The organism is Exobacillus caeni, from assembly GCF_005747095.1.
Classification (GTDB): Bacteria; Bacillota; Bacilli; order Bacillales; family Guptibacillaceae; genus Exobacillus; species Exobacillus caeni.
The window spans coordinates 20,268-42,363 of the sequence record NZ_SWLG01000004.1; the positions used below are offsets into that span (position 1 = coordinate 20,268).

The window sequence follows — 22,096 nt, forward strand, 5'->3', positions numbered from 1 at the left end:
AGGTTGCTATTTTTTGTGATTTTCTTATACCCTATAAGGTATGGAGGTGGAGCATGGACGTTATACAAATTGGGAGTGTTACGTTACCTGTTACGATTATTCAAAGCATTGTTGCTATTTTTGCTGGTATTTTGATTATGTTTTTAACCTTAAGAAAAAAAGTGCCAGAGGAAAAACAGGTCACGGATTTATATATTAATGGAGCAATTATATTTGTTGTCATATGGAAGCTAAGCTTGATTGTGTTTGAACCCCAACTCGTAATAAAAAGCCCGCTTTCATTGCTTTATTTTACTGGTGGAGATTGGGGATTGGCTCTCGGTGTTCTTATTTCAATAGGCTATATCATTTTAAAAGGCAGAAAGAATTTTCGATCAGTAACTGTCCTTTATGCTGGATTAGTTGGCATGTCGGGCGTAATGCTTGTATATCATATCCTTGAGGCCATTTATTTCTCTGCTGCAAATGTGGTAGATATCTTGAATATAGCTGGGCTTTTTGCTTATTTGTTCTGGCTTATAAGGATGAAGATCGACATGCAGGCTGCATTCCAATATGCTTTATGGTTCAGTATCTGGCAGGTGCTCCTTTCTTATTTAGAAAATAAACATGCAGACGAAGGCTTGTTTACCGCCTATCAATGGACTTTTATAGGGTTGGCGGCAGTTGCACTGTTGTTCTTGTTTGGTAACAGTTCTTCAAAAAAAGGCCCTTCTTAATCGATTCTTAACAATGGCTGGATAGACTGGAACTATTAGGAGGGAGCGAATTGGAAAACATATCAATCTGGTTTGCCTTCGCAGCAGGGCTTTTATCGTTTTTTTCACCATGTATTTTCCCGTTGATCCCTGCATATGTAGCCAACTTAACAGGTGCATCTTTTGCAGGTGGGAAAATGGAGGTCAATCGAAGCACACTGATGGTACGGGCGATCAGCTTTATTTTTGGGTTCAGCTTAATTTTTGTCGTGATGGGTGCTTCTGCAAGCTTTCTTGGCCAGTTTTTTGCTAATTACAGGGAGTTGGTCGAGAAGATAAGCGGATTTTTGATTGTTGTATTCGGTCTTCAAATGGCTGGGTTCATTAGTATAAAGCTGCTTAACCAGGGAAAGCAGTGGAAGACAAATAACCAGAAGCCAAAGGGAACTCTAAGGTCGTTTGTTGTAGGGCTGGCATTTGGAACTGGTTGGACGCCATGTGTCGGACTGGCACTGTCATCGATCCTTTTATTAGCAGGTTCCTCCGATACAGTCTACAACGGAGTGTTGATGCTTGCTGTTTATTCGATCGGATTAGGGGTCCCATTTTTAGTCCTGGCTTATCTGATCACCTATTCTCTTAAAATAACAAAGCAGTTAAATCGCTTTATGCCTGTGATATCAAAGGTAAGCGGGTATCTGTTTATTATTATGGGAATCCTTTTATTTACGGGCACGATGCAAAAAATCAGTGCATGGCTCGCAATATTATCATACTAGTGATTAATGATTCTCTTGCTTGAAAGGAGAAAGCGAAATGAAAAAAAATATTATCGGAATAGTTGTTCTGGCCGCGCTTGTATTATATGGTGTATATGACTTCACTGGTGGTAATAAAGAAGATGGTATGATTAAAACAGAAGATGAAACAAAAGTGAGTGACGAGCAATCGAATCCAGAGGAAGATTCTCAAGAAGCTTCCCAAGAAACAGCTGGATCGGGAGAAGTGGAAACAGGCATACAGGAAGGAAACAAAGCCCCTGATTTTCAACTTACCACTTTAAAGGGAGATACGTTAAAGCTTTCTGATCTAGAAGGAAAGAAGGTTCTCTTAAACTTTTGGGCCAGCTGGTGTCCGCCATGTAAAGCAGAGATGCCTCATATGCAGGACTTTTATACAGAAAACAAGGAACAGGTAGAAGTTGTTGCCGTTAATCTTACAAGCGCGGAAAGCAATAAAGGTAACGTGCAGCAATTTGCAAAAGATTACGGATTGACGTTTCCAATCCCCTATGATGAAAACGGAGAGATTGGAGCTACTTACCAGGCATTTACGATTCCTACCAGTTACTGGATCGATTCAAACGGACTGATCCAAAAGAAGGTCGTTGGACCGATGAGTAAAGATATGATGATCAAATTAGCTGAAAGCATAGAATAACCGGTTGTAAAAAGGGGCGTGGGTCGTGTATACAAAGGGAAAATCAATCTTAATCATAGACAGTTGTACCAAAAGCCGAAGTGAAATTAAACAAGCATTAGAAACGGAAGGTTTTGAAGTTTGGGAGGCTGAAGGTGAACAAGAGGGTAGAGATATTTTTTCAAAATACGATCCGTGTTTCATTATTCTGGAACTAACTCTTTTTGACGGGAACGGGGAAGACATTTGCAGATGGGTTCGACAGGATCTGAAGAATGAGGTACCGATGATCATCGTGTCTGAAAGAAACAGGGAAGAAGATCGGATCAACGGTTTGCGTATCGGTGCTGATGATTATGTGACAAAGCCTTTTAGCCCGCTTGAGGTTGTAGCAAGGGTAGAAACTGTTTTAAGACGAACATCCCATCGCTGTAACAAGATTACGTATCGGGGTGTTACATTGAAGCCGTTAAAGGGCGAAGTAAAAGTTAACGGAAAAGTCATCGACTTAACGAGACATGAATTTAAACTGCTTTATTTTCTGATGAGGCACCCTAATCAAATTTTATCAAGAGAGCAAATGCTTGAGGCGTTATATACTGAGCAGCAAAAATTTGTTTCGGAACGAACGATCGATGTCCATATTAAAAGCTTAAGGGAAAAGATTCCGATAGAAGAACCCTCCCCTCTGATCGAAACAGTACGGAGCATGGGCTATCGTTTCCTTGCATATTAAGAGTATTTTAGCCGAAGGAAAATCCGAACTATGATTCAAATTCTTAAATCAGAATTCGAATCAGTTCGGATTTTTCTTTTGGATCGTTTTCGTATGCTTTTTGGTTCCTTGATAATAAGAAGCCAGAATAATTTCTTGAGGGGAAAAAGCATGATATAATTCTATTGCTCTTCAATAAGTATTTTCTGCGACGTTTACCGGGATTTTCTTATGGGTAGCCAATGGTAAAAGATTGTTTGTACGATGTTGACAAATCTTTCCGAACGTTGTATTATACCCTTAGGGGTATTAATTTTAAGAAGGTTAGGTGAAAGAAGCTTGAGTATCCTTTTTAGCTTTGCAGCCGTAGCGATTGGTTACTTCCTATATAAAAGGTATTTACCTTTACACGGCGTCCAAACGATGAATTTACAAGAAATAGCGGATAAACATTTAACCGTTATCGATATAAGAGATTATAATGTTGCTGCTTCCATGCCACTCGATGGAGCTTACAACCTGCCATATGCCTATATGAAACGGCACTACGGGGAAATCCCTGCAAAGTCAATCGTGTTGGCTTCATGTGATCTTGTTTCCAAAAATCTTTGTGCGCGCTTTTTAAAGAAGCATGGATTTAAGATAGTAGGGTATTATGAAATAAAAGACCCATCGAGTGGCAAAATGGATCGACAAGTTCGTGACTATTCAGGTCCCTGCCACCAGGAATGCTAGGAATGGGAGGGAAAGAGATGGAATACGATGCTAAAGTTAAAAACAGGTTAAAAAGAATAGAAGGCCAGGTCAGAGGCATCATTAAGATGATGGATGAAGACAAAGATTGTAAAGATGTTGTCTCTCAACTCTCCGCTATTCGAAGTGCGCTCGACCGAACAATCGGAGTTGTCGTTAGTTCTAATCTGGAGACCTGTGTCCGTCAGCAATTGGAAGATGGAGAGGAAACAGACGACTTGATTAAAGAAGCTGTTAACCTTCTTGTTAAAAGCAGATAAAGGGAACAGGGAAGGCAGTCCTTGATCGCCTTCCTTCCCGATACCATTTATTGTAATTAAAAAAGGGCTAGACAAAAATACCACTTTGATATAGAATACACCATAGGGTATAAAAAGCCCTATTTATTTTCGAAAAAAATAATACCCGTACAGGTATATGTATAAATGAAAAGGAGAGGTAGAAATGAGTGAGCAAAGAGAAAAAACAACGATCGTCCTGTTCAGCGGCGACATGGATAAGGCAATGGCGGCATTTATCATTGCTAACGGAGCTGCAGCTTACGACCAGGATGTGACGATCTTCTTTACATTCTGGGGTCTAAATGCGTTGCGTAAAGAAGAGCATGTCCCGGTGAACAAAGGATTCCTAGAAAAAGCATTTGCAAAAATGATGCCAAAAGGTCCTTCAAAAATGGGTCTGTCAAAAATGAACTTTGGCGGTCTGGGGCCAAAAATGATTGATCATGTTATAAAAAAACACAACGCGATGTCACTACCTCAGCTAGTTGAGCTTGCAAAAGAGCAAGGGGTTAAACTGGTGGCATGTACAATGACAATGGATTTACTTGGACTTCAAAAAGAAGAACTAATTGATGGTATTGATCTTGGCGGTGTAGCAGCTTATCTTGGAGATGCCAACGATGCTAACGTCAATTTGTTTATATAAAAAATAAACATTATAGGTTTAAGGGGAGGATTATTACATGATTAAAACAGATAAGGTATTAGATGCAAAGGGGCTTGCTTGCCCGATGCCGATCGTGAAGACTAAGAAAGCCATGACCGAACTAAGTGCTGGGCAGGTACTGGAAGTGCAGGCAACAGATAAAGGTTCGAAGGCAGATATCGCCGGCTGGGCTAAAAATACAGGACATCAGTATCTTGGAACAGTTGAAGAAGGAGATGTCTTAAAGCACTATCTTAGAAAGTCAAATCCAGAAGAAACAAAAGAGGAATCAAAGTACCCTCATGTAATCAGCAATGATGAGCTGAAGAAAAAGCTAGAGGATAATGAAGGAATCGTTGTACTTGATGTAAGGGAACCTGCTGAATTCGCTTTTAATCGAATCAAGGGCGCGATCTCCATTCCGCTTGGTGAAATGGAAGAAAGATACACTGAGTTAAATAAAGATGATCAAATTTATGTTGTTTGCCGTACTGGAAATCGCAGTGACATGGCAGCACATCTTTTATCAGAAAAAGGATATAACAATGTGGTGAATGTTGTCCCTGGAATGTCCGAATGGGACGGAGAAACTACCGGAAATAACTAAAAGGAGGATTATCGTGAGTTTAAAACCACTAACTGCAAAAGAAGTCACAACAAAAGTGATAAACAAAGAACCTTTATTTATTCTTGATGTTCGAAATGAAAGTGATTTTTCAGATTGGAAAATCGAAGGGGAGTCTGTTAAGAGCATTAACGTACCCTATTTTGACCTTATCGATGGGGTAGAGGGCATTGTGGACCAGTTGCCAAAAGACGAAAATATATTAGTCGTTTGTGCAAAAGAGGGCTCATCAAAGTTTGTAGGAGAGCAACTTGTAGAAGCAGGATTCGGTCAAGTGTCATATCTTTCAGGTGGGATGAAAGCGTGGAGTGAACATCTTGAGCCAGTAAAAATAGGCGATTTAAAAGATGGAGGTTCCATCTACCAGTTTGTTCGTATAGGTAAAGGCTGCCTGTCTTATATGATTGCATCTAACGGCGAAGCCCTTGTAGTAGATACAGCCAGAATGACTGATGTCTATGAAAAGTTTGCATCCGAGCAAAATTTAACGATCAAATATGTAGTAGATACACATTTACATGCAGACCATATTTCAGGCGGAAGAAAACTTGCTGAAAGCACTGGAGGGGCATACTACTTGCCTCCAAAGGATGCTGGTGAAGTAACTTTCGAACACGAAGAGCTTATAGAGGGAAATAACTTTGTTGTTGGCAATACAACAGTTGAAGTACAACCGATCTATTCTCCTGGACATACGATTGGAAGTACATCGTTGATCGTTGACGGCAGTTATCTTCTAACAGGGGATATTCTATTCGTTGAATCGATCGGGCGTCCGGACCTTGCTGGAAAAGCGGGAGACTGGGCAGATGATTTAAGAGAAACGCTTTACAGTAAATATAAGAACCTTTCAATGGATCTTATTGTGTTACCGGCTCATTTTTCACAAGTTTCTGAGCTTGGGGAAAACGGGCAAGTTAAAGCGGAATTGGGAGAATTGTATAAAAAGAATGAGGGGCTAAATATTAGCGACGCTGAGCGCTTTAACAAAACAGTATCTGAAAACCTGCCGCCTCAACCAAATGCTTATCAAGAAATCCGTCAAACGAATATGGGGAAAATAGACCCTGAGGAAGAAGAACAACGTGAAATGGAAATCGGACCGAATCGTTGTGCCGTTCACGGTTAAAACTAAAGGAGGTAATCTAAATGAATATTAATAAAACAGTAGACGCTAAAGGATTGGCATGTCCAATGCCGATCGTTAGAACTAAAAAAGCAATCGACGAAATTGAATCCGGTCAAATCCTTGAAGTAATTGCTACAGACAAGGGAGCAAAGAGCGACCTGACAGCCTGGGCAAAGTCAGGTGGCCATGAGCTAGTTGATTCTAAAGAAGAAAACGGCGTATTTTCTTTCTATATCAAAAAAGGTTGACCATTTAGTAAAAGGGCATCCTGAGATGCCCTTTTACTACTTAGTTTAAAACGTTTTTTAAAAAAAGTGAGGATAGGAAAGGGGAGTAAGAATTCAAATGGATATATCATTTATCATAACGATTTTCTTAATTGGCTTTATTGGTTCATTTGTCTCTGGAATGGTCGGAATCGGCGGTTCGATTATTAAATATCCAATGTTATTATATATCCCACCATTACTTGGGTTTGCAGCGTTTTCAGCCCATGAAGTATCCGGGATCAGCGCAGTGCAGGTCTTCTTTGCTACGATCGGCGGTGTCTGGGCATATCGTAAAGGGGGATACTTGAATAAATCGCTAATCCTTTATATGGGGGTCAGCATTCTTGCAGGTAGCTTCATCGGAGGATATGGCTCTAAAATGCTGTCCGAGGGTGCCATTAACCTCGTATACGGCATACTGGCAACAATCGCTGCTATTATGATGTTCGTGCCTAAAAAAGGGATCGATGAACTACCTCTGGACCAGGTGAAATTTAACAAATGGCTTTCTGCAGTTCTCGCCTTTGTCGTTGGTATCGGAGCGGGTATTGTTGGAGCGGCAGGAGCCTTTATTTTGGTTCCGATCATGCTGGTAGTATTAAAGATACCAACTCGTATGACGATCGCTTCATCACTGGCTATCACGTTTATTTCCTCAATCGGAGCAACAGTAGGTAAGGTCGCAACAGGCCAGGTTCTGCTCATCCCGGCAGCTGTAATGATTGTTGCTTCATTAATTGCTTCTCCTCTTGGGGCAAATGCAGGAAAGAAAGTGAATACTAAAATCCTTCAATGGATTCTGGCTCTATTGATCTTAGGAACATCGATTAAAATCTGGATGGATATACTCGGTTGATAGAAAAGCCGCTTTCTCTTCGAAAGCGGCTTTTCTTTGGTGAAAAAATAGAGATTACTTCCCCCTCTCATCATGAACAATGTTTTTTCCTCATACATTGTTGTAAGGGACAATAAGTAAGGAGGGGTTATACATGACATCAAATAATAAAACCCTTGAGCATGCTATAGAAGAAATAACGGAAATTGCAAAAGGTTTCGGACTGGATTTCTATCCGATGCGGTATGAGGTTTGTCCTGCTGATATTATTTATACATTCGGAGCTTATGGAATGCCGACAAGATTTTCACACTGGAGCTTTGGTAAGCAATTTCACCGCATGAAGCTTCAATATGATTTGGGATTGAGCAAAATTTATGAACTTGTTATCAATTCCGATCCCTGCTATGCCTTTTTGCTCGATACCAACAGTTTAATTCAAAATAAGCTCATTATTGCTCACGTTCTTGCCCACTGTGATTTCTTCAAAAATAATCAGCGTTTTTCAAACACAAGAAGAGATATGGTAGAGAGCATGACCGCAACCGCTGAGCGAGTAGCTTATTATGAAATGGTCCATGGGAAAGATGAAGTAGAAAGTTTTCTTGATGCCGTTCTTTCTATTCAGGAACATATTGATCCTTCGATCATGAGGCCGAAACTTAATTACGACCTGGAAGAAGAAGAAACTCCATCCAAAAAGGAAGAGTCGCCGTATGAAGACCTCTGGAAGTTAGACGGAAAACAGGAGGAAGACATAGGTACAAAGAAAAAGAAAAAAAAGTTTCCTCCTCACCCCGAAAAAGATCTGTTGCTGTTTATCCTGCAGTACAGCAGAGAGCTCGAAGAATGGCAACGCGACATTTTAACGATGATGCGAGAAGAAATGCTTTATTTCTGGCCGCAGCTTGAGACCAAAGTAATGAACGAAGGCTGGGCGAGCTTTTGGCATCAGCGTATTTTAAGGGAACTGGACCTTACCACAGATGAATCCGTAGAATTTGCCAAATTAAATGCGAACGTTGTCCAGCCTTCTAGAACGAGAATTAACCCTTACTATCTGGGACTGAAAATTTTTGAACATATCGAGGACATCTATAACGAACCAACTGAAGAAATGCGAATGCGTGAAGTTAAACCGGGAAGCGGAAGGGAAAAAATCTTTGAAGTGCGGGAAATAGAATCTGATATTTCCTTTATAAGGAATTACTTAACAAAAGATTTGGTGCAGAAAGAAGATCTGTATTTGTTTGAGAAGAAAGGAAGAGATTATCGTATCACTGATAAAGATTGGCAAAATGTCCGGGACCAATTAGTGAACATGAGGGTTAACGGAGGCTTTCCTTATTTAACCGTGACAGATGGGGATTACTTAAAAAGCGGGGAGTTATATCTAAACCATTCCTATGAGGGGATCGAATTGGATATTAAATATCTTGAGAAAGTAATGCCTTATGTTTATCAACTATGGGGAAGGCCGATACATCTTCAGTCTGTTATTGAAGACAAAGAAGTAGTATTTAGCTATGATGGAAAGAAAATTCATCGAAGGTATATATAAAATTGTCGCGCGGAAATTTCCGCGTTTTTTTATTGTATAGAAGTATCACTTTTTTAGCAGAGGAGGATGGTCGAGTTTTCTTAGTTAAAACTAAATAAAGGCGTTTGTTGACAATAAAACAATTTTCGATACTATTAGAGGTATGACTTGATTAAGGGTTGTGAGAGGTTTGCTTAAAGATCGATTCCGTAAAATCCGCTTATCTTCTGTGCAATTAGTGGTTTTGTTTTATTTAATTGCAGTACTCTTATCAACATTTTTGATAAGTCTTCCGATTGCACATAAACCGGGAGTAGAGCTATCCCTGATAGATGCATTATTCACTGCTGTTAGTGCAGTTAGTGTAACGGGTTTAACGGTGGTCTCTACGGTTGATACATTTAATATTGTAGGTATATTTATATTGGCGTTTGTGCTCCAATTCGGTGGAATAGGAGTTATGACGCTGAGCACCTTTGTTTGGTTGTTGATCGGGAAAAAAATTGGCCTGAAGGAACGGCAAATGATTATGACTGACCAAAACCAATCAACGCTTTCGGGGCTTGTGAAATTAATGAGGCATATAATCGGTTTGATTTTTATTATAGAAGCTATAGGAGCACTTGTTCTAGGGACTTATTATCTGCAGTTTTATGATTCCTGGCAGGAAGCTTATTTACATGGTTTTTTTGCATCTGTAAGTGCTACGACCAATGGAGGGTTCGATATTACCGGGGAATCCTTGAAAACGTTCGCTGACGATTACTTTGTACAGTTTATCCACATTCTTTTGATTGTTACAGGGGCGATAGGTTTCCCTGTTTTGATCGAGGTAAAAGAGTTCTTGTTTTCAAGGAAAAGTGGAACTCCCTATAAATTTTCATTGTTTACAAAACTGACTTCGATGACTTTTTTAATACTTGTGGCCTTTGGAACTTTTGCAATCTGGATCATGGAGATGAACAGCTTTTTTAGTGAAAAGTCCTGGCACCAGTCTTTCTTTTATTCCTTTTTTCAATCGATCACAACCAGAAGCGGCGGATTGGCGACGATGGATGTAAATGAATTCAGTAATCCAACACAGATGCTGATGTCTGCCCTCATGTTTATCGGAGCTTCCCCAAGCAGTGTAGGAGGCGGAGTTCGAACCACCACCTTTGCGATTGTATTGTTAGCCATTTTCTTTTTTGCGAAAGGGAAAGACACTATTAAAATTTTTGGACGAGAAGTCCATCAAGAAGATGTTCACAAGTCATTTGTAGTTTTTTCCGTGGCTATTTTGTTGTGGAGCTTGTCAATCTTGATCCTTGCGATCGTCGAACCTTTTTCTACCACTTCTATTGTTTTTGAAGTTTCCTCAGCTTTTGGAACAACAGGGCTTTCGATGGGGATCACGCCAGATTTGAGCAAAATTGGAAAGATATTAATTATAATCCTCATGTTTATCGGACGGATTGGTATCTTGTCATTTTTGTTTATGATCAGGGGAAATTTAATACGAGAAAGATTTCGTTACCCGGTTGAACGGGTTATTATCGGCTAAGCAAAAGGACATTGTATTGTTCTTTTGCTTTTTTTACAGGATTTATATGAATGGTGATAGGCTGTTATTTGTATTGGGTACAATTTCCAACTTATTTCTGTATATAAAATGCTCGATTTCACACACTATGATTACAAGAGGAGGTGATACACATGGCTCAACAAAACGAACGCAACAGCAACAACAACGAATTGCTAGTACAAGGTGCTGCTCAAGCTATCGACCAAATGAAATATGAGATCGCTCAAGAATTTGGAGTGAACCTTGGTGCTGACACTACTTCTCGTGCTAACGGATCTGTTGGAGGAGAAATTACTAAGCGTCTAGTATCTCTTGCTCAGCAACAAATGAGTGGCGGTCAATATCGCTAATTGAATACTAATGGCTGTGAAGGGATGGAATCTTCCATCCCTTCTTTTAAATTGGACCGTGGTTGAACCGACCTATATTCCTTAATCAAAGGAAAATCCTCACGAACTAGAATCCCCAATAACATGTTTTCCTACAAAAAAAAGATGGAACATACATAGTAACTTCCGATAAGGAGGAAAAGAAGATGGAATATGAATGTCCTTTATGCAATGGCTTAAAAAATATAGAAGTCCACTGTCCAGAATGCCACAGGTTGATGGCTGATATGGGAAGAATCCATGACTATTATGATGATTACAGCCCATATGAGCCCATTGAAGAAATAAAGCTTGCCGATGGGTTTCCTGACAATACGAAAACGCATCAATGCCCTCATTTATTCATATGTGTTGAGTGCGATACAAAAGAAGTGAGACTAATAAGCGAGTGGTCTGAAGAGGAAGCACTTCGAAAGGAATAACGGATGGGAAGGAAAAAAATTCCGGCTCATGAAAAAATTCGATGGCCGGAATCACTTTATTTGCAATTTGCGTTCTAAAACGCCCTGTAGAACGTTTAAGAACGTAGTTAACGCCCAGTATATGAGGGCCGCTTCCATTAAAATAAGCATGACTTTGTAACTTACAGCTGCCATCTGGTCTGCATTGTAGGTTAATTCCGATACCGTTACAACTGAAGCCAGAGAAGAAGCTTTGACGATATCGATCAATGAATTCCATACTGGAGGTATCGCTCTTCTCCATGCCTGTGGAAGGATGACTTCCTTTAAAATTAACTTTGTATCCATTCCGAGAGACATCGCTGCTTCCCACTGTCCTTTAGAGATAGAGACAATTGCAGCTCGCAGGGATTCGGATATATATGCGGCGAAGTGCAGAATCAGCCCCAGAAAAGCAGCCTGCCATGCTGTAAGCCTGATTTCGATGGATGGCAGTCCATAATATAAGATAAACAGCTGAATTAATAACGGGGTGCCTCTAAAAAATGATACATAAAGCTTGCCGAAATAATCCAGCAGTTTCACCCTGGAAATTCTCAATAGTGCAATTACAAGCCCCATAACTAACGCTCCGATGATCGAAAAGAAGCTTAAAATAACTGTATTCTTTGCCCCTTCAAGTAGAAAGGGCAAAGAATCCAGCATGACATGTAAATTATTCACTTACATCTTCTCCAAAATACTTTTTAGAAATATCGGCAAGGGTGCCATCTTTTTTCATTTCTTTTAGAGCATCATTTACTTTTTTAACAAGATCATCGTTGCTTTTGTTAAATGCAAACGCCATCTCGTTCTTATTAAAGACATCTCCAACTGATTTTAAGTCAAAGCCAGTTTTTGGAAGCTCTTCAAGAATGAAGAGGCGGTCATTAAGAGCAGCGTCAATACGCTTGTCGTTAAGGTCAGATAAGACCTGTTGCGCACCTTTATAAAACTTAACTTCAGCCCCGGCTTCTTTTGCGATATCCGCATAGTTGCTTCCCTGGGTAGTTCCAACCACTTTTCCTTTCAAATCGTCTAGTCCATTAATTTCTTTATTATTTTCATGCACGATTACCTGTCCACCGGAAACAGTATATGGGATTGAGAAATCAAAAGTTTCTTTACGTTCTTCAGTAATGGTAACCTGGTTTGCCACCATGTCGAAGCGGTCTGTTCTTAATGATTCAAGCATTGCTTTCCATTCCGTAGGTTTGAACTCTGCTTCCATTCCAATACGGTCGGCAACTTCTCTTGCAACCTCTACGTCATAACCGGTTATTTCATTGTCATCTCCTCGAAAACTGAAGGGGGGATAAGTTGCTTCTGTTCCGATGGTCAATACTTCTTTCGTATCTCCATTACCACCATTGTTTTCTGCCGTATCGTCATTACCACTGCCGCAAGCTGAAAGAGCAGAAATTAATAGAGCGGTCAAAGCAGCAATCATAAATTTCTTGTTAAACTTCAAAAGAAATTCCTCCTTTTATTTTTAATTCCGATTAAACACATGCGAATTACAAACTTTATTTTATGGGTATCATGGTAGGATGTCAATCATAAGAATTTATGCCCTTAAGAAGTATTTTTCATTTCTGTGTTAATGGAAAAATAAAAAAGCAGTCTCCCTATGGGAGACTGCTCTACAAAAACTATTTAATTCGTTCTTCTGATTCAGGGTTAAAGAAATGAGCTTTATGCATATCGAATGCCAATTCTACGTCTTGTCCGTTTTGAATGTCAGTGCGTGAATCGACACGGGCGATGAAGTCCTGGTCGGCCACTTTTGAATAAAGGTAAGTTTCAGCACCCATTAGCTCGGCAACATCAATTTTTGCGGTGATTTTGGTTTCCTGGGAAGACTCTATAAACACAGGCTCATCATGAATGTCTTCCGGACGAATTCCAAGGACCACCTCTTTATTAGCATATCCGTTTTCACGAAGGGTCTTTAATTTTCCTTCAGGTACTTTTACTTTAATATTGCCCATCTTAAAATGGCTATCTTCAAGTTGCCCGTTCAAAAAGTTCATTGCAGGAGAGCCGATGAAGCCTCCGACAAACACATTGTCCGGTGTATCGTAAACTTGTTTTGGAGAACCGACCTGCTGAATGACGCCGTCTTTCATAACGACAATCCTTGTAGCCATCGTCATAGCTTCTGTTTGATCATGCGTAACGTAAATTGTAGTTGTTTGCAGACGCTGGTGAAGCTTGGAAATCTCTGCGCGCATTTGAACACGAAGCTTGGCGTCAAGGTTTGATAAAGGCTCATCCATTAAGAATACCTGAGGATCGCGGACGATTGCTCTTCCCAATGCAACACGCTGGCGCTGGCCGCCTGACAATGCTTTTGGTTTACGATCGAGCAATTGCTCAAGACCAAGGATTCTTGCAGCTTCTTTTACTCTTCTTTCGATTTCTTGCTTATCGAACTTACGGAGCTTTAGTCCAAACGCCATATTATCATACACATTCATGTGCGGATAAAGGGCATAGTTTTGGAATACCATCGCGATGTCCCGGTCTTTTGGCGCTACGTCATTTACTTTACGGTCACCTATGTAAAGGCCGCCGTCAGAAATATCTTCAAGGCCTGCAATCATACGAAGGGTAGTTGACTTTCCACAGCCTGAAGGTCCAACAAATACGATAAATTCTTTATCCCTGATGTCCAGGTTAAAATCCTTTACCGCTTCAAATTTATTATCGTATTTTTTGTAAATGTGCTCAAGTTTAATCTCTGCCATGTATTATTCCCCCCAGTTTTTTATACAGAACTTTTCGTTAACGATTTTGTAGTTCAAGTTTACCCTTACCTGCAGGGAGGGACAATTGGTAGCGTGCACAAAAAAGGCAGCCCGTTTTGTGCATTGTGTTTAAAAAAGCTAATTCAAGCTCTCATATCTCTTGCTAGAATGGCGAGGTAAACAAGCAAAGCTCCTTTGAACGTTTTTACATCGATACCGGTTCGTTCTATGAACTTTTCCACCCGGTATTGCAGACTGTTTCGGTGGATGAAAAGCTTTTTCGATGCGACAGATATATTCATATTGTTCTCAAGATAAACTTTGATACTGTATAATAGCTCTTTTTCGGTTTTGACCGATTCCAGCAACCCGGTTAAGTATGCCAGTGTTTCTGCACTTGTGTCATGGTAGATAACATACGGAAGCATGTCGTAGTGGTGATAAACCACTTTTTTCGGAAGGGATTCGCGGGCGATTTCAAACCACTTTTGTTCAAGGTCAAATTGCCTTAAAAACTCAGAAAAGCTTTTAATCTCGTCTAACTCTTGCCCGATATATAAAGATAGTTCATTGTAAAAGTCAGCGGTTAATGCTGCGATGATCGAGTCAGTTTCATCTTCATAATCCGCTTCTTCTTGTTGGATGATAACACCCTTCCTCTCATTTTCCCAGACCGTTAAAAAAGGAAAAGGGAATGCTCCCTGCATAGCTTCTTCAAAAGAACTGTGATCAAGTGATGCTTCTTTCATATCAAAATGAATAAACCGAACGGCATCTATTTCTTCTATCTGTAGTCCATCCGTTTTTCTCCCGTATAAAAATAGCGACCACTTACTCTGTTCTTCGTCAAGAGCGCCATGTGGAGGTTCACCGGGATAAAGTGTTCGCAGCAGGGTTTCCTCCTGGTTTGTAAGCCTGGACTTTCGAATCCCGATCGGTTCGCCATCGCCTGTTTTTATCCAGAGGTAATCCTCGGGATTTTTAGGCAGCGCCTGTACAACATCCTGGCTATATAAATGCTTTAATTTATCAACTAACATAGTGATTCCTCACCTTTATAATGTAAGATGCTTATAGTATATCAAGTTTTACGGTTAACAATAAGGGATATAAAAAACCCCCGGCATATTAAACCAGGGGAGAGGGATCAATTATTTACCTCGCTTTAATGGCGGTTCTTCTTCCTCGATTAAAGTTACATCACTAATCTGGGGATGTTCATATCGCTGGAATACAGAACCTCCAGCCATCCCTTCATTGGTCATTCTGTCAATATCCATAAAGTATTTATCGCGGCCTTCATACTGAGAACCTTTTGTTTCATCCATTGCTGGAACCCCTTTCTGTTGGGATATGCTTAGTATAACCGGCAGGATAGAGCAATATGAAGGCGATATAGATCAATTTTTACTTTTCATACACGTGGAACAGCATCATTTCATGGATTTGCGACTCTAATTTCTTTGCGATTTCTTCAGCTGGACTGGACTCATACCATTCGATCTCTCCTTTATGAGAGTATAATCCTTTATAGAAAGCACCCTGGTAAAAAAAAGAAAATTCCCAGTGGGGCTTAACGGGAGAGTTCCCAATTTTTTTAATCTGAAAATGCGAAAACATTTAAAAAGCCTCCTGACATCTAAACCAAAGATTGTTTAATCTTAGTTTAGCACAGGAGGAAGATTACGTTGCAGCAAATGAACGAAAGGTATCAGTTAAATTTTGGAGCGACCTATTATAAATGGTTCTTTCATCGAATCTCATCGGCTTAGCGTTTGCCTCAAAAATCCAGTAGTGATTACTGGAATCCCTGCCTATATCCATTGAAAACTCTCCGATCAGCCCGAAGTGATCTTCAAGGGTGGTGCCGACAGCCTTTGCAAGTGAACTAACTATTTCTTCATCTACAGGAGGATTAACAGTGTGAAGCGGCAAAATCTTTCCTCCCATGGGAACATGTGTGGTGATACTTTCTGGTTTACCGCAACGCACGCCTATCCCGGTGATATTCCAATTTTTATCCGGGCGCTGTACAAGAATGCGAAAATCGTAAGGTCGGCTGCCGATCGTATTGAGTGCGATTTTCTCCTGTAAAATGTACGGAGTTACTCGAAAAAGTTCATTTAACTTTTTCCATATCTCTTCTGCCGATCCGCACGAGGCTTTATTTGCATGAGTCTCGATCAAGGAAGAGTGATTATCCAATAAAGAAATGGAAAAGATGCCATCTCCTTTACTGCCGTTGATCGGCTTTGCGATAACCTTTCTGTATTGCTTAAGAAATGCTGTAAAATCTTCTTCTGTATCGACTAAAATAGTAAAAGGCAGGTGCTTAGCTAAAAAAGTATTCTCTTTTAAAACCGAATATAAGTCCCATTTGGTAAAAAAGGAAGGATTAAAAAACGGAATACTGTTCTCTCTCAGCCATTGGATAGTCTTTAAAAAAGATGGTGTCTTTTCACTTTCTCTTATAGAAGTTCGATTATATACAATATTAGGGGCAGGAAAAGTGGCACTGACCCATTTTTTCTCATAAAAGGAATAAAAGTAGCCATCTATCTGTTTAGCCATGCATTCTGTTGGAGTGAATACAAAAGACATGCCTCCTTCTTTTTGAAGCAATTGCTGAATCGCTTTAAAAAGAGGCTTGTTTCCTGTAAATCCGCCAGGAGCCGGGGCGGAAAGAATTCCGACCAGCGGAAAAATGGTTTGGACTTCTGGTTTTACCGAGAAAGAAGGCCCCGGCGTATAATGAGAGAGTGGACCGATCGAAGACTTCTGGAATCCCCAGACAAGCCGGCTATATTCGCTCGTCTGGTTCCAGCTATTGTTCTCAGCATCAAAAATTACTTCAGTCATCTTACTGCAGCGCTTTTCTTTAAGATAGAAGCCTCAGAAAGGAAGAGGGCAAACTCTAATGGCAAGATGCGGGTCCTTGCTTCTTCTTTCTGAAGATGCGGGTGTTTAAATATTGCTCTGCCGGGTTTTGAATTTGCTTCAAAGAGCCAGACCTTTCCACTTTTATCAACGCCGAAGTCAAATCCGATCTCTCCAACAATCCCATTTGTTTTTCGCTCAATAATATGGCTAAGAGTGAGAGCTGCTGATTGCAGGTTATCAAATACCTCTTTTTGTAAGTCGATTTCTTTTGCCAATTCAGGTATTGTCTTTACTTCCCCGCTGTAACTCAGGTGGGTGGTGAGGCTGCCGGTACCCGCGATTTTTGCAGCGATGGTACTGACTTCCCAGTTGCCATATTTGTTTTTATTGGTATGGACCCGAAAATCGATCGGGCGATGGTCTTTTCGAATCAGGTGGATTCCTTGTTGAACAAGAAGCTGAGAAAGTAATCCTTCTGGAAACTGGTTAGCCAATAGTTGTGGCAATGATTTATATTTTCTCAACCGGTTCTCGTCATCCTTGCGAAAACGGCAATAATAGTAATAATCGTTTTGCGGCTTTATGATTTGTTGAATGCCGATTCCAAGGCTTCCCCGAGCAGGTTTTAGGTAAACGTGCTCATAGATATTGAGCATTGACCGGATATCCTTCACCTCAGGTGCGGTCCTTGTTTCAGGCAAATATGGAATGGCATGCTGGTCATCTTTTAGTTTTTCGTATAAATCCCACTTATCAAAAAAACCGGGATTAAATAAGGGTATAAAGTAGTCCTTTTTTAGCTTTTGAAGTACTTCCTGTGTAATATCAGCCTGTTCGGTTTTTCTGTTAGGAAGCCGTTCATATATGACGTTTGGCATTGGAACTTCTGCTTGCTGCCATCCTTTCTTTGTATGAAAATATCCTTTGATGGTTCCTGAATCCCAGTTAATAAGATGTGAGCCAAAGACGAAAGCATAACCGCCTGTGTGTTTACTGGCTGAAACCTGCTTGGCGAAGAAGAGGCTTCTGTCACCGACAGGCCGTAAAAGGTCTGAGGTGAATCCGGCTGTATAGATACCGATGAGGGGCCCGATATGCAATGATTTGCCTTTTTGAAATAAATGGACGGGAAATTCATAAGGGAGACCGAGAATATTCCATAGATCAGCTGACAATAACAACGCTTCTTTTTTCCCAGGGATGGTATCGATTTTACAAAAAGCAGTTTTTGAGCCAAAGGAAAGGTGATCAGGGAAAGTTCGTTGTTCCGTCCAGGTTTCAAACAGTGTTTCCGGAACAAAGAGTGTATTGGATGAATCAAGGTCCTTTTTAAGCATTAGCGGTTCTTCAAGCTTCATTAGATTGCCGCTCCTTTCGTTTATCCTCAAGTAATGCACAATACTGGAGAGGGGCATCATACAGGATGGTAGATGTTTTTCTATTTGTGCTAAGCAATACCTGATGCCCTGGCTTAGAATTTACTTCAAGCAGCCAGACCCTGCCCTCTGGTTCAATTCCTATATCGATGCCGATTTCAAACAAAGGGCCCAGCTTTTTATCAAGCAATCCAGGCAGCTCTTGCTCGATAATGTTGATGGAAGATTCGATTTGATCTTTGTATGGGTGCTTCCAAACCCATTCTTTATAATTAAAAACCGATCCGCCGCTGTGTAAATTAGATACAAGGTTGCCGGGAGTGCTTATCCTCAGTCCTTTTCCCTGCACTGCCCATTCATCGCAAGCTTTCTTTTGCATAACAATTCTGAGATCAAAGGGTTGGTTCTCTGGTGTGTTTAACCGTAAGTATGGCTGCATCAGGTATGGCACGGTCAAAATGTATTTATCTAGCCATGACTTAAGCTGCGCTTTACTGTGAAAGTTCCTGTGTATCACCCGGCCGGTTTTTTGATAGGATACGGTAAAAGTATGGCTTTTCTTAACGATTTTGCATATTCCAGTTCCCTGCGAACCCTGGTTTGGTTTTAAAAGGATGGCAGTTTTATTAGTAAGTTTATTAAAGATGGTTTCAATCGATTCAACGAAAGTGGTGTGCGGTACGAAAGACGCCAGCTTTTCATCAGCAGAAACGGCCATGTAAACTTCCATCTTGTTGCGAAAGCCATTGCCAATAAAAGTAGTACATTCTTTTAACCAATTTATTGAAGGTTTCATATGCAAAAGCTTTTGCCGGGAACTGTAAAAACAACGGTCATAAATATAATCAGGAGGAGGGAACTGTTTCTTTTCCCAGGATTGAGTACGGCGATCGAATTCTTCGCCGAAGATTGTTTGGGAATGGGGCTCAACATTTTCTGGCATGAACCGAACTACTTTGATATCGTAGTCTTTTGATTTTTTCCCAAGTTCAGTAAAATAATTTTCTTCCTGGCCAGGACGGCTGTATAAAATACCCAGGGTTGCCAATCGAATCACCTCAATTAATTGCAGAAGAGATAAAGGGAATAGTTAACCAATGCTTTAACAGATGGGCGGATGGAGGAGGTATCACTGGTTTGTTCTGTTTTAGATGGTTTTGTATTGATCTCGATTAACCATGGATGACCGTTATGATCTACAGTAAGGTCTATTCCAAGTTCTGCGTAATGGCCATCTACTTCACGGTCAATGATTTCAGCAATTTGCACTGCTAATTCCAGCAGGCATTTCTTGATTTGTTCAGCCTGTTTTTTTTCGAAGAAGATTAACGCTTCATCCATTTTTTTAAGTTCCCCGCCCTGAGCGAGGTTCGAAACAAAGAATCCTTTTTTAGAAATGCGTGCTACTGCTGAAGCGATCTCCCAGTTATCTCTCACTTTCATGCATAGAATACGAAAGTCGATAGGACGATCTTTATCGAGTAGCAAATCGATTCCCTGCTGCACGATATAAGGGATTTTGCCAATCCGGTGCTTGATGGCTTTTATTAGAACAGCCAGATTTTTTTGTTCTAATCTTTTTTCGCCGCTGAAAGTAGAATACTCTAGGCAATATCTTTCCTCGCTTCTAATCCTTATGATCGACTTTCCCTGGCTTCCGTGTATTGGTTTTAAAAAAACATGCTGGTGTTCTTCCAGAAGGTTTTCAATCGTATCCGAATCGTCCAACAGTGCTGTTGCGGGAAGAAATGGGGCCAGTTCATCCTGGTTATTAAGTATTTCATGCACTTCCCATTTATTTAAAAAATGATCGTTAAAGATTTCGATAGAGTGATTACTGCAGTATTTTTTGAATGCTTTCATTTCGGTAGATCGTTCTTTTTTTCGGGAATGGATGCGATTATAGACCAGGTCAGGAATCGGAACTTTTTTTCTTTCCTGCTGTTCTCCCGGCCAAAAGCCGCATAATGTTTTCTTATCCTCCCAATCCTCAAGAAAAGCTACATAGCATGCAACGTGTCTTCTTTTACCGTATTCAGCCATCTCCCGGCAAAATGTATCAAGCCTTCCTAACGGCTGTGAATCGTCTTTATGCCGAGTAGTCAGGATACAAAAGAAGGGCCCTACGCTCAGTTCATTTTTTGATTTGTTATAAAATATATGCAGCGGATAATCTTCGATTGGTAGTGAAAAATGCTCAAATAGCTTTTTGTGCCATTTCATAACCGGGATTCCTTTTTCTTTAGATGCTTCCACGTTAACTGCGATGCGCCTATGGCCGCACACAAGGTCCGGGCGGCTCCCGGATGACAGTCTGAATTTACGCACGAGAGAGGCGGAAAGATCTATGGTATCCCATTCCTGATCATGGTCTTCGCTTAAAGGCTGCAGCAATATTCGTTTGATGGTCATTAGGCATCCTCTTTTATTCTCTATTAGTCATAAGGTAGATAGGCTATGACTGGATAGGCGTATGCGGATATCGTATACTATGTTAGCAAGGATAATATTGTGAATTTTTAAATTAAGTTCTGGAAGGTTGGTCTTATGGATCTGATTTTAACGTTATTATTTATGGTAGCTGTCGGTGCAGTAATCGGTGGATTTACTAATTCGCTGGCGATTAAGATGCTGTTCCGTCCATATAATCCTGTCTATTTTGGAAAGTGGAAAGTTCCCTTTACTCCCGGGTTAATACCAAAACGCAGGGATGAACTCGCTGTTCAACTCGGAAGAATGGTAGTGGAGCATTTATTAACGCCTGAAGGAATAGAGAAAAAGATGAAAGAAGAGGGCTTTCAGCGTACGATGACAGAATTCGCCCAGCGGGAAGTGGGCAAACTACTCGATAGCGATAAAACCCTTCGTGAAATGGCGGCTGCCTGGATGGATATGGAAGACCCCGCTTTGGTTGCAAAGCAAAGATCGATTTTGTTTATCGAAAGTAAGCTGCGCAAAAAATATGAGGAGATCAGTGAACAGGATCTTAGGAAGCTTGTCCCTGAAAGCTGGAATGAAAAAATAGAAAGCAGTATTCCAAACTTAGCTGATATGATGGCTGAAAAAGGAATCGAATATTTAGCTTCCAGTGAAGGGAAACAGCGATTGAGTTTGATAATTGATAAGTTTCTTGCTGAAAGGGGAATGCTGGGGAATATGATCAACATGTTTCTCGGGAACGAGAGACTGGTTGACAGGGTCCAGCCTGAACTAATCAGACTGTTAAAGCAACAGGAAATACGGGAAGTTTTGAGAAAGCTTATCTATAAAGAATGGGATCGGATCAAAGGGAGCAAGGTAAGTGCAGTGGAAGGCATAATTGATCCAGAAGAGCTTATCCAGCATGTAACCTCGGTTATTTCGAATGAACTTCCGATCGAAGAACTTCTCGATTCCTCGTTTTCGTTGGTCACTGCCAGCATAAGGGATCAAGCTATTGATAAAATGGTTCCTTCTGCAATTACTTTTATGGGCGACTACTTATCCAGGCAAATAAAACCATTGATGGAACAGCTTCATCTTGCTGACATCGTAAAGCAGCAGGTCGAGTCCTTTTCTGTCGGTCGCCTTGAGGAGATGGTTTTGTCCATTTCAAGAAGGGAATTTAAGATGATTACTTATTTAGGGGCTTTGCTCGGCGGGCTAATCGGACTGATACAGGGAGTTTTGGTTTTCTTTATAGGCTAATCTTTGTTATAGTGGAAAAGTATTGGTTAAAAGCGTACATAATCTCAACTTGTACGTACGGTTTGCTCTTACCAGGAGCAGATGTAAAATTTAAGGAGGT

The 22,096-nt window shown here is 40.5% G+C and carries 26 protein-coding genes; 16 read left to right on the forward strand and 10 right to left on the reverse strand.

The window, feature by feature from the left end; all coding sequences use genetic code 11:
- Positions 1-53 precede the first annotated feature (53 nt).
- The 15 genes from FCL54_RS05545 to FCL54_RS05615 all read left to right on the forward strand — a co-directional run bounded on the left by FCL54_RS05545 (position 54) and on the right by FCL54_RS05615 (position 11,285).
- Complete coding sequence (locus tag FCL54_RS05545; protein ID WP_138124056.1) at positions 54-719, forward strand: hypothetical protein; 666 nt, start codon at positions 54-56, stop codon at positions 717-719.
- Positions 720-769: 50 nt separating this feature from the next.
- Entirely contained in the window at positions 770-1,477 is a 708-nt protein-coding gene (locus FCL54_RS05550; protein WP_171016695.1) for a cytochrome c biogenesis CcdA family protein, read from the forward strand.
- A gap of 37 nt (positions 1,478-1,514) precedes the next feature.
- Positions 1,515-2,138, forward strand: coding sequence for a redoxin domain-containing protein (locus FCL54_RS05555; protein WP_138124058.1), 624 nt, complete (start codon positions 1,515-1,517; stop codon positions 2,136-2,138).
- 25 nt (positions 2,139-2,163) lie between these two features.
- Positions 2,164-2,853 (forward strand): response regulator transcription factor, encoded by a 690-nt coding sequence (locus FCL54_RS05560; RefSeq protein WP_138124060.1) that lies wholly within the window; start codon positions 2,164-2,166, stop codon positions 2,851-2,853.
- A 318-nt stretch (positions 2,854-3,171) separates the two neighbouring features.
- Entirely contained in the window at positions 3,172-3,567 is a 396-nt protein-coding gene (locus FCL54_RS05565) for a rhodanese-like domain-containing protein (protein WP_138124062.1), read from the forward strand.
- A gap of 17 nt (positions 3,568-3,584) precedes the next feature.
- Positions 3,585-3,845, forward strand: a complete 261-nt coding sequence (locus FCL54_RS05570; protein ID WP_138124064.1) for a metal-sensitive transcriptional regulator — start codon at positions 3,585-3,587, stop codon at positions 3,843-3,845.
- A gap of 184 nt (positions 3,846-4,029) precedes the next feature.
- Positions 4,030-4,512 (forward strand): DsrE/DsrF/DrsH-like family protein, encoded by a 483-nt coding sequence (locus FCL54_RS05575; protein WP_138124066.1) that lies wholly within the window; start codon positions 4,030-4,032, stop codon positions 4,510-4,512.
- 37 nt (positions 4,513-4,549) lie between these two features.
- Positions 4,550-5,119, forward strand: a complete 570-nt coding sequence (locus tag FCL54_RS05580; RefSeq protein WP_138124068.1) for a sulfurtransferase TusA family protein — start codon at positions 4,550-4,552, stop codon at positions 5,117-5,119.
- A 13-nt stretch (positions 5,120-5,132) separates the two neighbouring features.
- Positions 5,133-6,266, forward strand: a complete 1,134-nt coding sequence (locus FCL54_RS05585) for an MBL fold metallo-hydrolase (RefSeq protein WP_171016696.1) — start codon at positions 5,133-5,135, stop codon at positions 6,264-6,266.
- Positions 6,267-6,286: 20 nt separating this feature from the next.
- Positions 6,287-6,514, forward strand: a complete 228-nt coding sequence (locus FCL54_RS05590; protein ID WP_138124072.1) for a sulfurtransferase TusA family protein — start codon at positions 6,287-6,289, stop codon at positions 6,512-6,514.
- A gap of 97 nt (positions 6,515-6,611) precedes the next feature.
- Positions 6,612-7,391, forward strand: coding sequence for a sulfite exporter TauE/SafE family protein (locus FCL54_RS05595; protein WP_138124074.1), 780 nt, complete (start codon positions 6,612-6,614; stop codon positions 7,389-7,391).
- A 133-nt stretch (positions 7,392-7,524) separates the two neighbouring features.
- Complete coding sequence (locus tag FCL54_RS05600; RefSeq protein ID WP_138124076.1) at positions 7,525-8,931, forward strand: SpoVR family protein; 1,407 nt, start codon at positions 7,525-7,527, stop codon at positions 8,929-8,931.
- 169 nt (positions 8,932-9,100) lie between these two features.
- A complete protein-coding gene (locus FCL54_RS05605; protein ID WP_138124078.1) occupies positions 9,101-10,453 on the forward strand; it encodes a TrkH family potassium uptake protein in 1,353 nt (450 codons plus the stop codon).
- A 152-nt stretch (positions 10,454-10,605) separates the two neighbouring features.
- Complete coding sequence (locus tag FCL54_RS05610; RefSeq protein ID WP_138124080.1) at positions 10,606-10,824, forward strand: alpha/beta-type small acid-soluble spore protein; 219 nt, start codon at positions 10,606-10,608, stop codon at positions 10,822-10,824.
- Between the two features lie 185 nt (positions 10,825-11,009).
- Positions 11,010-11,285 carry a hypothetical protein gene (locus FCL54_RS05615; RefSeq protein WP_138124082.1) on the forward strand — a complete coding sequence of 92 codons (276 nt, stop codon included), beginning with the start codon at positions 11,010-11,012 and terminating at the stop codon, positions 11,283-11,285.
- A gap of 51 nt (positions 11,286-11,336) precedes the next feature.
- Here FCL54_RS05615 and FCL54_RS05620 read toward each other — a convergent pair whose 3' ends face one another.
- From FCL54_RS05620 to FCL54_RS05660, 10 genes are all read right to left on the reverse strand, one after another.
- Positions 11,337-11,987 carry an amino acid ABC transporter permease gene (locus FCL54_RS05620; protein WP_246055148.1) on the reverse strand — a complete coding sequence of 217 codons (651 nt, stop codon included), beginning with the start codon at positions 11,985-11,987 and terminating at the stop codon, positions 11,337-11,339.
- Positions 11,980-12,774, reverse strand: a complete 795-nt coding sequence (locus FCL54_RS05625) for a transporter substrate-binding domain-containing protein (protein WP_246055149.1) — start codon at positions 12,772-12,774, stop codon at positions 11,980-11,982. The genes FCL54_RS05620 and FCL54_RS05625 overlap by 8 nt, the downstream gene beginning before the upstream one ends.
- 181 nt (positions 12,775-12,955) lie before the next feature.
- Positions 12,956-14,053: an ABC transporter ATP-binding protein gene (locus FCL54_RS05630; RefSeq protein WP_138124084.1), complete on the reverse strand. Its 1,098-nt coding sequence runs from the start codon at positions 14,051-14,053 to the stop codon at positions 12,956-12,958.
- 143 nt (positions 14,054-14,196) lie between these two features.
- A complete protein-coding gene (locus FCL54_RS05635) occupies positions 14,197-15,093 on the reverse strand; it encodes a PucR family transcriptional regulator (protein ID WP_138124086.1) in 897 nt (298 codons plus the stop codon).
- 111 nt (positions 15,094-15,204) lie between these two features.
- Positions 15,205-15,381, reverse strand: coding sequence for a hypothetical protein (locus tag FCL54_RS23830; protein ID WP_171016697.1), 177 nt, complete (start codon positions 15,379-15,381; stop codon positions 15,205-15,207).
- A gap of 79 nt (positions 15,382-15,460) precedes the next feature.
- Positions 15,461-15,673 (reverse strand): DUF5342 family protein, encoded by a 213-nt coding sequence (locus FCL54_RS05640; protein WP_138124088.1) that lies wholly within the window; start codon positions 15,671-15,673, stop codon positions 15,461-15,463.
- Positions 15,674-15,736: 63 nt separating this feature from the next.
- Entirely contained in the window at positions 15,737-16,912 is a 1,176-nt protein-coding gene (locus FCL54_RS05645) for a YheC/YheD family endospore coat-associated protein (protein WP_138124090.1), read from the reverse strand.
- A complete protein-coding gene (locus tag FCL54_RS05650; RefSeq protein ID WP_171016698.1) occupies positions 16,909-18,291 on the reverse strand; it encodes a YheC/YheD family endospore coat-associated protein in 1,383 nt (460 codons plus the stop codon). Before FCL54_RS05650 ends, FCL54_RS05645 begins: the two co-directional genes overlap by 4 nt.
- Complete coding sequence (locus tag FCL54_RS05655) at positions 18,281-19,357, reverse strand: YheC/YheD family endospore coat-associated protein (protein WP_138124094.1); 1,077 nt, start codon at positions 19,355-19,357, stop codon at positions 18,281-18,283. The genes FCL54_RS05650 and FCL54_RS05655 overlap by 11 nt, the downstream gene beginning before the upstream one ends.
- Positions 19,358-19,371: 14 nt before the next feature.
- Entirely contained in the window at positions 19,372-20,721 is a 1,350-nt protein-coding gene (locus tag FCL54_RS05660) for a YheC/YheD family endospore coat-associated protein (RefSeq protein ID WP_138124096.1), read from the reverse strand.
- Between the two features lie 135 nt (positions 20,722-20,856).
- Here FCL54_RS05660 and FCL54_RS05665 point away from each other — a divergent pair, with 135 nt between their 5' ends.
- Entirely contained in the window at positions 20,857-21,996 is a 1,140-nt protein-coding gene (locus FCL54_RS05665; RefSeq protein WP_138124098.1) for a DUF445 domain-containing protein, read from the forward strand.
- The last annotated feature ends 100 nt before the right edge of the window (positions 21,997-22,096 follow it).

Bases quoted from the DNA above. Each gene is read 5' to 3' on its own strand.
- FCL54_RS05615 (WP_138124082.1), top strand. From the start codon at position 11,010: ATGGAATATGAATGTCCTTTATGCAATGGCTTAAAAAATATAGAAGTC.
- FCL54_RS23830 (WP_171016697.1), bottom strand. From the start codon at position 15,381: ATGGATGAAACAAAAGGTTCTCAGTATGAAGGCCGCGATAAATACTTT.
- FCL54_RS05580 (WP_138124068.1), top strand. From the start codon at position 4,550: ATGATTAAAACAGATAAGGTATTAGATGCAAAGGGGCTTGCTTGCCCG.
- FCL54_RS05545 (WP_138124056.1), top strand. From the start codon at position 54: ATGGACGTTATACAAATTGGGAGTGTTACGTTACCTGTTACGATTATT.
- FCL54_RS05595 (WP_138124074.1), top strand. From the start codon at position 6,612: ATGGATATATCATTTATCATAACGATTTTCTTAATTGGCTTTATTGGT.
- FCL54_RS05575 (WP_138124066.1), top strand. From the start codon at position 4,030: ATGAGTGAGCAAAGAGAAAAAACAACGATCGTCCTGTTCAGCGGCGAC.
- FCL54_RS05665 (WP_138124098.1), top strand. From the start codon at position 20,857: ATGGATCTGATTTTAACGTTATTATTTATGGTAGCTGTCGGTGCAGTA.
- FCL54_RS05630 (WP_138124084.1), bottom strand. From the start codon at position 14,053: ATGGCAGAGATTAAACTTGAGCACATTTACAAAAAATACGATAATAAA.
- FCL54_RS05650 (WP_171016698.1), bottom strand. From the start codon at position 18,291: ATGAAGCTTGAAGAACCGCTAATGCTTAAAAAGGACCTTGATTCATCC.
- FCL54_RS05640 (WP_138124088.1), bottom strand. From the start codon at position 15,673: ATGTTTTCGCATTTTCAGATTAAAAAAATTGGGAACTCTCCCGTTAAG.
- FCL54_RS05570 (WP_138124064.1), top strand. From the start codon at position 3,585: ATGGAATACGATGCTAAAGTTAAAAACAGGTTAAAAAGAATAGAAGGC.
- FCL54_RS05610 (WP_138124080.1), top strand. From the start codon at position 10,606: ATGGCTCAACAAAACGAACGCAACAGCAACAACAACGAATTGCTAGTA.
- FCL54_RS05645 (WP_138124090.1), bottom strand. From the start codon at position 16,912: ATGACTGAAGTAATTTTTGATGCTGAGAACAATAGCTGGAACCAGACG.
- FCL54_RS05635 (WP_138124086.1), bottom strand. From the start codon at position 15,093: ATGTTAGTTGATAAATTAAAGCATTTATATAGCCAGGATGTTGTACAG.
- FCL54_RS05555 (WP_138124058.1), top strand. From the start codon at position 1,515: ATGAAAAAAAATATTATCGGAATAGTTGTTCTGGCCGCGCTTGTATTA.
- FCL54_RS05660 (WP_138124096.1), bottom strand. From the start codon at position 20,721: ATGACCATCAAACGAATATTGCTGCAGCCTTTAAGCGAAGACCATGAT.
- FCL54_RS05600 (WP_138124076.1), top strand. From the start codon at position 7,525: ATGACATCAAATAATAAAACCCTTGAGCATGCTATAGAAGAAATAACG.
- FCL54_RS05590 (WP_138124072.1), top strand. From the start codon at position 6,287: ATGAATATTAATAAAACAGTAGACGCTAAAGGATTGGCATGTCCAATG.